This is a genomic window from Novosphingobium sp. B 225 (assembly GCF_002198665.1).
GTDB lineage: Bacteria > Pseudomonadota > Alphaproteobacteria > Sphingomonadales > Sphingomonadaceae > Novosphingobium.
Window position 1 is genome coordinate 20,046 of the sequence record NZ_MWLM01000040.1, and the last position, 9,066, is coordinate 29,111.

The 9,066-nt window shown below is 62.6% G+C and carries 7 protein-coding genes and 2 tRNA genes; 4 read left to right on the plus strand and 5 right to left on the minus strand.

Annotated elements, in window-relative coordinates:
- Positions 1 to 36: 36 nt before the first annotated feature.
- The 4 genes from MNBBLIKP_RS07265 to MNBBLIKP_RS07280 all read left to right on the plus strand — a co-directional run bounded on the left by MNBBLIKP_RS07265 (position 37) and on the right by MNBBLIKP_RS07280 (position 5,153).
- The gene (locus MNBBLIKP_RS07265; protein ID WP_254912949.1) at positions 37 to 1,602 is read left to right on the plus strand and encodes an AbgT family transporter; all 1,566 of its coding nucleotides are present in this window, start codon (positions 37 to 39) and stop codon (positions 1,600 to 1,602) included.
- A complete protein-coding gene (locus tag MNBBLIKP_RS07270) occupies positions 1,599 to 3,437 on the plus strand; it encodes a CocE/NonD family hydrolase (protein ID WP_088308982.1) in 1,839 nt (612 codons plus the stop codon). The genes MNBBLIKP_RS07265 and MNBBLIKP_RS07270 overlap by 4 nt, the downstream gene beginning before the upstream one ends.
- Positions 3,437 to 4,363, plus strand: coding sequence for a LysR family transcriptional regulator (locus MNBBLIKP_RS07275; protein WP_088308984.1), 927 nt, complete (start codon positions 3,437 to 3,439; stop codon positions 4,361 to 4,363). Before MNBBLIKP_RS07270 ends, MNBBLIKP_RS07275 begins: the two co-directional genes overlap by 1 nt.
- Positions 4,364 to 4,922: 559 nt before the next feature.
- A complete protein-coding gene (locus MNBBLIKP_RS07280; protein ID WP_088308986.1) occupies positions 4,923 to 5,153 on the plus strand; it encodes a helix-turn-helix transcriptional regulator in 231 nt (76 codons plus the stop codon).
- On the opposite strand, the gene MNBBLIKP_RS07285 is transcribed toward MNBBLIKP_RS07280, so the two are convergent.
- The 5 genes from MNBBLIKP_RS07285 to MNBBLIKP_RS07305 all read right to left on the minus strand — a co-directional run.
- Entirely contained in the window at positions 5,138 to 6,379 is a 1,242-nt protein-coding gene (locus tag MNBBLIKP_RS07285; RefSeq protein ID WP_088308988.1) for a tyrosine-type recombinase/integrase, read from the minus strand. The two genes, MNBBLIKP_RS07280 and MNBBLIKP_RS07285, sit on opposite strands and share 16 nt — an antisense overlap.
- A gap of 172 nt (positions 6,380 to 6,551) precedes the next feature.
- Positions 6,552 to 6,628: transfer RNA gene (locus tag MNBBLIKP_RS07290), tRNA-Pro, on the minus strand.
- Positions 6,629 to 6,663: 35 nt separating this feature from the next.
- Positions 6,664 to 6,739: transfer RNA gene (locus MNBBLIKP_RS07295), tRNA-Ile, on the minus strand.
- 62 nt (positions 6,740 to 6,801) lie between these two features.
- Complete coding sequence (locus MNBBLIKP_RS07300; protein ID WP_088308990.1) at positions 6,802 to 7,806, minus strand: polysaccharide deacetylase family protein; 1,005 nt, start codon at positions 7,804 to 7,806, stop codon at positions 6,802 to 6,804.
- Positions 7,807 to 7,834: 28 nt separating this feature from the next.
- Positions 7,835 to 9,066, minus strand: a 1,232-nt coding sequence (locus tag MNBBLIKP_RS07305; protein ID WP_140420545.1) for a sensor histidine kinase, incomplete at its 5' end; no start/stop codon positions are given.

The window sequence follows — 9,066 nt, forward strand, 5'->3', positions numbered from 1 at the left end:
TCTCTTTCAGTGCGGCGTTGCGCGGGACTGGCATCGGTGGACATTTTGCAGGGCGGCAGGGCAATGCCAGCGGATAGAAAAACGGGAAAATGGCTCGACCGGGTCGAACGCTGGGGCAATGCCTTGCCCGATCCGGTATTCATTTTTCTGGGCCTGATCGCGCTGCTCGTCGCGGTGTCGGTGGTGGCCGCAGGGCTTGGCTGGCGCGCGATCAATCCGGTCACGGGCGAGGTACTGGTCGCCAAAAGCCTGTTGTCACAGGACAATGTCGCACAGCTTCTGACCAGCATGCCCGAAACCATGGCCCATTTCCCGCCGCTCGGACTGATTCTGGTAGTGATGCTGGGGGCGGCGGTCGCCGAACGGTCGGGGCTGTTCACCGCGTTGATGACGCGCGCGATGCGCGGCGTGTCGAACCGCTTCCTCAGTCCCGCCATCTTTCTGATCGGGCTGCTGTCGCATCAGGCCGCCGACGCCGCCTATGTCGTGCTTATCCCGCTGGCGGCGATTGTCTTTGCCGCCGCGGGACGGCACCCCCTGGCCGGAATGGCGATCGCCTATGCAGGTATATCGGGGGCGTTCGCCGCCAATCTGGTTCCCGGGCAGTTCGATGTGCTGATGCTGGGCATCACCAAGTCGGCGGCGGCGCTGCTGGTGCCGGACCATATGCTCAATCCCTTGGGCAATTGGTGGTTCACCGCCGCGCTCGGTATCTTGCTGATTCCCGTCACCTGGTATGTGAACGACCGGATCGTCGAGCCGCGGCTCGGTTCATGGAGCGGCACTCCGCCCGAAGGCGACGACCCCGCCGAGGCGACGGTCGAGGGCGAAACAAAGGGCCTTCGGCGCGCTGGCATCGCCGCGCTGGCGACCGCCGCGCTGTTCGCGATGCTCACGCTATGGCCTGGATACACCCCGCTGGTTGACGATACGGCCGCCGGCCCGGCGCGTTACAGCCCCTTCTATGCCTCGCTCGTCGCGGCGTTCATGCTGCTCTTCCTCATCTGCGGCTGGACCTATGGCGCGGCGACCGGGTCGATAAAATCGCATCGCGATGTCGTGCGGATGATGACGGCGGGGTTGGCGACCATGACGCCATTTCTGGTCATCGCCTTCTTCGCCGCGCATTTTATCGCGATGTTCGCCTGGTCGAACCTTGGTCCGGTGATGGCGATCAACGGCGCCGACTGGCTGCGCGCGCAGCAGCTGCCGCCGCCCGTTCTGCTGATCCTACTACTGCTGATTTCGTCGGTCTTCGACTTGGTCATCGGCTCGGCTTCGGCAAAGTGGAGCGCGATGGCGCCGATTGTCGTGCCGATGCTGATGCTGCTCGGCGTGTCGCCCGAAATGACGACCGCCGCCTATCGCATGGGCGATTCCATCTTCAACATCGTGACTCCCGTCGCCGCGAACTTCGTCCTTGTCCTCGTGCTGGCACAGCGGTGGCGCAAGGATTTCGGCGTCGGGTCGCTCGTCGCGATGATGCTGCCCTTTTCGATCGCGATCGGGATCACCGGTCTGTCGCTGATCGCCGTCTGGACGAGTTTTGATTGGCCCATCGGCCCCGGCGCACCTGCGACATATGCGGTGCTCGCGCAATGAGCGCGGCAGAGCCGAGCGGCATGATCCGCAATGCGATGGTGCCGATGCGCGACGGCGTCCATCTGGCGACCGATATCTACCTGCCCGCAGGCGCATTCGATGCGCCGCTGCCGGTCCTGCTCGAGCGCACCCCTTACGACAAGGACGGGACCAACCACGCCGACTTTTCGGTCGCAGCGATAGAGCCGCTGTCGAAACCCGAGATCGCCCGGATATTTGCATCGCACGGCTATGCCTTTGTCATTCAGGATTGCCGTGGGCGCTACGCGTCGGAAGGCCGTTTTCGCAAATATCTGTCCGAAGCCGAGGACGGCGCCGACACGCTCGCGTGGATCCGCGATCAACCTTGGTGCAACGGGCGGATCGGCACACTGGGGCTGTCCTATGGCGCGCATGTCCAGGCGGCGATGGCATCGCTCGATCCGCCGGGCCTTTCCGCCATGTTTCTCGATTCCGGCGGCTTTTCGAGCGCCTATCATAGCGGCATCCGACAGGGCGGCGCCTATGAGCTGAAACAGCTGACCTGGGCGCAGAAACATGCGCTGCTGGCGCGGGAGACGGCCATCGATCCGGCCCGGCGCGCGGCGCTGGAGGGGCAGGATATCCGCGACTGGATCGGGGTCGATCGCTGGGCACCCGGCCATTCGCCGATCAGCGCGGCGCCGGAGTATGAAGCCTTCATCCTAGAACAGTGGAACGAGGATCGTTTTACCGATTTCTGGAAACAGCGCGGCATCTATGCGCGCGGCTGGTACGACGAATTCGCCGATGTGCCGATGGTGCATATGTCGAGTTGGTACGATCCCTATGCGTTGACAGCGATCGAGAATTTCACTGGGCTGGTCGGCCGCAAACGCGGGCCGGTCAAATTGATCATGGGTCCATGGACGCATGGCAAACGGTCGCTGACCTTTTCGGGCGATGCGGATTTCGGAGCCGCATCGACACTCGATTTTCAGTTCGGTGATTACACCGCGCTGCGCCGCGCGTGGTTCGACCATCATCTCAAGCGCGCCGATGTCGCCGACCCGCTGCCCGATGCTGTCTATCTCTTCACCATGGGCGGCGGGTCGGGCCGCCGCCTTGCCAGCGGTCGGATAGACCATGGCGGACGCTGGCGCACTGCGTCGGCATGGCCGCCACCCGAAGTGACCATGCGGCCACTCCATTTGCGGGATGATGGACGTCTAGGCGAGCAGCCTGCGGTCGCCCTGGCACATGCCAAGTTCACCCACGATCCGTTCAATCCTGTGCCGACCGTCGGTGGCGCAATTGCATCGGGCGCGCCGGTGATGGACGCCGGCGGCTTTAATCAACGCGAAAGCCCCGATTTCTTTGGATCGAAGCCCCCCTATCGCCCGCTCGCCGAGCGTCCCGACGTGCTGGTGTTCGACACCGATCCGCTCGACGCCGATGTCGAATTGACGGGTCAGGTGGTGGCCGAACTGTTCGTCAGCTCAAGCGCGGTCGATACCGACTTCACGATCAAGGTCGATGACGTCTATCCGCCGAGTGTCGATTATCCGGAGGGCTATGCGCTCAACATCGCGCACGGTATATTGCGAATGCGGTTCCGAAATTCTTTCGAGGTGCCCGAGGCGATGGAGGCTGGGAAAGTCTATGCGGTGCAAATTGGATCCTTCCCGATGAGCAATCTGTTCAGAAAGGGCCACCGGATCCGCGTCGAGATCGCGAGCAGCAATTTCCCGCATTTCGACATTAACCCGAACAGTGACTGGCGCCTGGCCGACCAACCGCCGCAGCCCGCCGAAAATTGCATATATTTCGGTCCCGGACAGGCATCGCGGGTTTTGCTGCCCGTCGTGGCGAATTGATGGACAAGCTGCCGACACCGCCCGGTCTGTCACCCGACAAGAATGTCAGCTTTCGCGCGCTGCGCGTGTTTTCCGAGATTATGCGAACCGGATCGGCGACCGCCGCGGGCAAGCAACTGTCGCTGTCTCAGCCGGCCGTCAGCCGCCTGATCGCCCAGCTGGAGGCGAATGTCGGCTTCGATCTTTTTTATCGCGATCGCGGCAAGCTGGTCCCGACCGCCGACGGTATCAAGCTGATCCAGGAAGTCGAGTTGACGTTGTCCAGCCTCGACCGGTTCAACAGTCTGGTCCGCGATATCGCTGGTTATTCGGCAGGGACGATCCGCATCGTCGCGCCGCCCAGCTTTGCCGAAGGCATATTGCCCGACATCGTCTCGCGATTTCGCGAACGCTTCCTCGGCGTCGAATTCAGCATCGATTCGCGCAGCGTCGAAACCGCTCGGACGATGATTGCGATGCGCTATGTCGACTGCGGGTTTCTGAAACTGCCGACCGACGAAAGCGATCTTGCCATCCAGCAGATCGTATCGAGCGGTTCGGTGTGCGTCATGCACGAGGATCACCCGTTGGCGTCGCTCAATACCATCACGCCCGCCGATATCGGCCAGTATCCGTTGATCCTGCTCGGCGCCGGACGCTATTGGCGGACGCAGGTCGATACCAGTTTCGCGGCCTTTGGCTTGCGCCCTGTCGTCGCGGTCGAAACGCATACCCATGGCTCAGCCTGCGCTTTGGCGGCGCACGGAAATGGCATGGCGATCCTCAATGCACTGCTGGTGAAACCTTATCTGCACCAGCCGCTGGTGACGCGCACTTTCGACCCGCCGATCCTCCATGAATATGCCTTTGCGGTATCGAATGTCTCAAGGCCCTCGCGCTTGACGCTCGAGTTCAAGAATGAAGTGCTGCGGCATTTCGGGAATTAGGAATGTCGGCGAGCTTTGGCCGAAAGCGGATCGGCAGCTCTACCGAGAAAATATGTCCTCCGCGGCGGCTGCCTAAACTGCCGAGTGTCCGCTCGCACCGCAAAGCGCAGGTCAACTCCTGCACCGCCGCCAAGCCGCCGCCCTTCGTGTGACGATGAAATGACCGCTTTCGGGTACTGACCAATTGAGTCCCGAACGGCTGACATGAGGCGCGAAGCTGCCCCTAGAGCACGTGATGAATGAAGGGCCGCTAACCGCATCTGCGAGTTGAGCAGCGGACTAACCGGACTGTCCAACAAGTCGGACGTCCTGGCCCTGATTCGTGTGTGCGAAACCTGCAACACTGAGAGCAAAATGGAATTGGCACCGACTCGCTTCACCAGCGTGCATCCTGTCCGCTTGCTTCCCCAGGTTTCCATAGATGTTCCATTTCTAGCCAGCAGGGTAGAACTGCGGGTTTCATACTGAAAGACGAAGTCGAATTCCCCCTTGCCACAAGACGAAAAGTTCCCATTATGTTCTCTAGGAAGGGGCTGAGCTACTACACAGGACCTGCCCAATGTCGAATACCGAACGCATCATCCGCCTCAAGACCGTCTTGGCCCGCACAGGGCTCTCCCGCTCAACCCTCTACCGCAAGATCTCCGAAGGAACTTTCCCGGCTCAGGTAAGAATCAGCATTCACGGTGCGGGCTGGCATGAGTCAGCGGTCAACGGCTGGATTGCTGATCCAGTCAGCTATGGTCGGTCGCAGAGCGCAATGCAGCCAAACGGTCAGGCGGCGGTCTGAATGCCTTGGCGAAGTCCGGCAAGCTCTGCCCTGTTGAGATAATTGGACCACCAGGTCATCATTTCCCGACGTTGGCTTAGATAACGCGCCGAGTTGTAAGCGGCGCGCACGCCGCGCTGGACGTGAGCAAGCTGCATTTCGATCCAGTCGGGTTCGAACTGACCGGATTCGTTGAGCACCGTGCTCGCAAGTCCGCGAAAGCCATGAACTGTCGCCTTCCCGCGCAGGCCGATGCGATACATCACATCAAGCATCCGGTTTTCGCTGATCGTGCAAGTCTTGCTGCTCGCAACCGGGAAGAGGAACTTGCCCAACCGCTCGTTGCCGGCTGCCCGAAACCGGTTGGCCTTCTCGATTTCGCGCAGGAGTTGCACGGCTTGCGATGACAGAGGGACAATGTGCTCGGTGCGCATTTTCATCCGTTCGGGCGGGATGCGCCAAAGCGGCTCGGCCGTGTCCAACCCTTCAAACTCGCTCCACTCCGCGAAACGGGTTTCCTGCGTGCGGACCATAGTGTGCATGGTCCAGCGTAAGGCAAGATGGCTCATCGTCTCGCCCTGGTCCTGATTCAGCCGGGCGAAGAAAGCAGGAAGGTCTTTCGCTTCGACCTTGGTTCGGTGCTGGACCGGCGGCGGCTTCTTCATTGCCGGAGCAATGTCGCGGCTCGGATCGCTGCGGCATTTGTCCATCGCAATCGCAAAGCGAAACACTTCGCTGCAATAATTGCGAACCCGGTGGGCCATCTCAATTGCGCCGCGCGCCTCGACCTTGCGAAGCGCCGCCAGCAGCATCTGCGGGTCAATCTCGGCAATCGCTTCGTGGCCGAGCACGGGAAAGATGTCTTCGCGCAACCGGGTTTCGATAACTTTGGCATAGCGAGGCGACCAGGCGCAGCGGCGTGCGTCGATCCATTCCATGGCGATGGTCTCGAAAGAGTTCTCCGAAGCAGCCTTTAGGGCCTTCTTGGCAGCCTTCCTCACCGCCGAAGGATCGCGCCCTGCAAGGAGATCGAGCTTGGCTTCGTCACGCCATTTGCGTGCATCGGCGAGTTTCACGAGCGGGTAGGGGCCTCCAGAGAGCAGCTTCTGCTTGCCAAGGAATCGGTAGGCCAGACGCCAGTGCTTGCTGCCCTCCGGCGTGACGAGAATGAAAAGACCGCCTCCATCCGATTTCTTAATCGGGCGAGGGCCAGGTTTCAGGGCGCGAATGGCGGTGTCGGTGAGCATGTTGGTAACTGAAAAGACAGTACCATCATACCAACGCGATTACCAGCTTACCAACGGGCTTGCCTGGGCCTGAATGATGCGGAATGGGATGGGAAATTGGCCATAAATCAATGTAAATCAAACATTTATGGGATGATTTGAGATTGATCGGGAATGGCTGAAATTAGGTTGTTGGTCGGGGAGACAGGATTCGAACCTGCGACCCTCTGCTCCCAAAGCAGATGCGCTACCAGGCTGCGCTACTCCCCGACCCTGGTACTTCATGTCCGCCGGCAGGCCGGTGGTGGTGGGCCCGGCAGGATTCGAACCCGCGACCTAGCCGTTATGAGCGGCCAGCTCTAACCGCTGAGCTACAGGCCCCTACCGCCGCAACAGCCAAGGCTGCCTTGCCGGACTGCGCGGCCCTAGCCCGCCGGGAAGGCTTAGGCAAGCGCCACGGCGCGCATCAGTTCTGCAACGTTGACCGGGGTCACGCCGCGGTGCGCGAGATAGGCGAAAACGCCCCGCCACCATTCGTACAGGTCATCAAGATCGTCCTCGGTGCGGACATATGGGGTGAAGCCGGGGGCCAGCGAAGGGCTGTGGAATGAAAAGACCAGCACGGGCAGTCCTTCATCCACGGCAATGTCGATTCCGCGCACGGCTTCTTCCAGAGTGACGCCTTCCGGGGTCAGCGGGATCCGTTCAAGCATGCCGATCCGGGCGAGGGCACCGCGCAGGCGCGGCACCCGCCACATCTTGGCATAGAGCCATGGGCCCATTTGCCGCAGCAGCCCCCAATACACCGTGGTCAGCGGCAGTTCCATCAGTCCCAGTTCGCGATCCAGCCAATATGGTCGGACCGGGAAATCGCGGAAATTGGGGCCGCCGCCCGTGCTGTAATCAAACCGCGCACGCACCGAAGTGTCGATGGCGATCCCGCCTTCGGCAAGGATCGCGGCCGTGTTCGGCCCTACGCCATAGCGCCCCGCGCGGTAGATCAGCGGATCGGCGCCGAAATTGGCCTTGATCGCGGCGCGCAGCCGCATGAACTTTTCGCGTTCAAGTTCGGGCGGAAGATTGCCGGCGAAAGTGTTGCGTTCGATCACTTCTTCTTCGAACGGCGGGTTGACCCAGGGGTGCAGCTGAACCCCGATTTCGGCTTTTCCCGCTTTGATGGCATCGCGCAGAATGTCGCCCGCGGCGGGGGACGTGGCGATCGGGTAGTCAACCAGATAGACCGGGCAGACCCCCTGACCTTCGCAGAATTCCTGAAACTTGGCGAGCCGCGCCACGCTGTGCACCGTATAGCCTTCGCGGGCTATCGGCTTGGTCCAGTCAAATTCCTCTTCGGTATCAACCGTCAGGATGAAGCGTTGGCCAAAACCGGAGGCGAAACGCACCGGTTCCGCATCATCGGGCAAGTCCGTGATCCGGGTCTGCACCACTTGTCTGTCTGTCCCCTGTCGCCCTGTGTCAGGCTGTGTCGCTGTTTGGCCTATGGCTATGATCCGAAGGGGCCGCGGTCAACCCCGGCAGTTCCAGCCGCAACCGGTCATCGCGCCGTTCGAGGTTGCCCCCGGCAGCACGCGCTTCGGCGCGGGCGAGGCGCAGGGCGAAGCCGACCCCAAACACTCCGGCGGCGATCACTTGTGGCACTGCGCCCGTGGCGGCGGCGAACAACGCCTTGTCATCCAGACGGGCCAGTGCGGCAGGCAATTGCACGGTCAGGCGGGCTGCACCGTCCTTGGATCGCAGCTTCAGTTTCAGTTCCTCGCCTGGGGCTGCGGTTCCGGCCAGGGTGGCGAGCAGGCGCCAGACCAGCCGTTCCACTTCGATCCGGGCGAGCGGCACAGGCAGCACCGGTTCTTCAATTTTCGCTGCAAAGCCGCTCCCGCGCGAGCGGGTGTGTGCGGCGAGTTGGGCAACCGTGGCGGCGATCAGCGCCGCCAGATCGGTTTCGCCCGGTTCGGGGTCAAGCGCTCCGCTATCCAGTTTGGCCAGCCGTTCCAGCTCCTCGAACGCGGCCAGCATCCGCGCGGCATCGCCCGCGATCCCGGCGGCGAGCGCGCGGTATTCGTGCGGGGTGGGGCCGAACAGCTGCTGCTGGATCACTTCGGCAAAGCCCTGGATCGCGTTCACCGGTGTGCGCAATTCGTGCAGCATCTGGCGCAGCCGATCGGCTTCGCTATCGCGCGGGGGCAGGGGGCTGACAGCCGCAGCGGCGGCGGGAGCCGGGCGGCGCATCCGCCCGCGATAGCCGGTAAAGCGCCCGGTCAGCGGATCAAAGGCCGGGGCCGCATCGATCTGCCATTGCCCGGCAATCGCCCGCGCACCGCTAAGTTTCAGATGCAGCGCGCGCAGCGGCTGGCGGCGGCGCAGCGCCTCACGCAAGGCCGGCGGGGCCAGCCCTTCGCGGTCTAGCTGGATACCCATGGTCATCGGCGCGACGCCGGGATCCGCCCAGATGATCCGGCCGGCCGCATCGGTGGCGAAATCGAACGCGCGCGCCTCGGGCGGGACTTGCAGCGCATGCTCCTCACCCAGCGGCAGACGCGGGCTGTCGGCCAGGGGCTGCGCGTCGACCACCTGACGGGCCTTGCGATAGGCCTCGATCCGCTTGACCAGCGCGCCGATGCTGTCCTCGCCCGCGGCGGTCGGGGCAGGCGGAAGGACCTCGACCGGAGCAGGCGCGGCGGCGGGGGTGG

Bases quoted from the DNA above. Each gene is read 5' to 3' on its own strand.
- MNBBLIKP_RS07270 (WP_088308982.1), top strand. From the start codon at position 1,599: ATGAGCGCGGCAGAGCCGAGCGGCATGATCCGCAATGCGATGGTGCCG.
- MNBBLIKP_RS07275 (WP_088308984.1), top strand. From the start codon at position 3,437: ATGGACAAGCTGCCGACACCGCCCGGTCTGTCACCCGACAAGAATGTC.
- MNBBLIKP_RS07280 (WP_088308986.1), top strand. From the start codon at position 4,923: ATGTCGAATACCGAACGCATCATCCGCCTCAAGACCGTCTTGGCCCGC.
- MNBBLIKP_RS07285 (WP_088308988.1), bottom strand. From the start codon at position 6,379: ATGCTCACCGACACCGCCATTCGCGCCCTGAAACCTGGCCCTCGCCCG.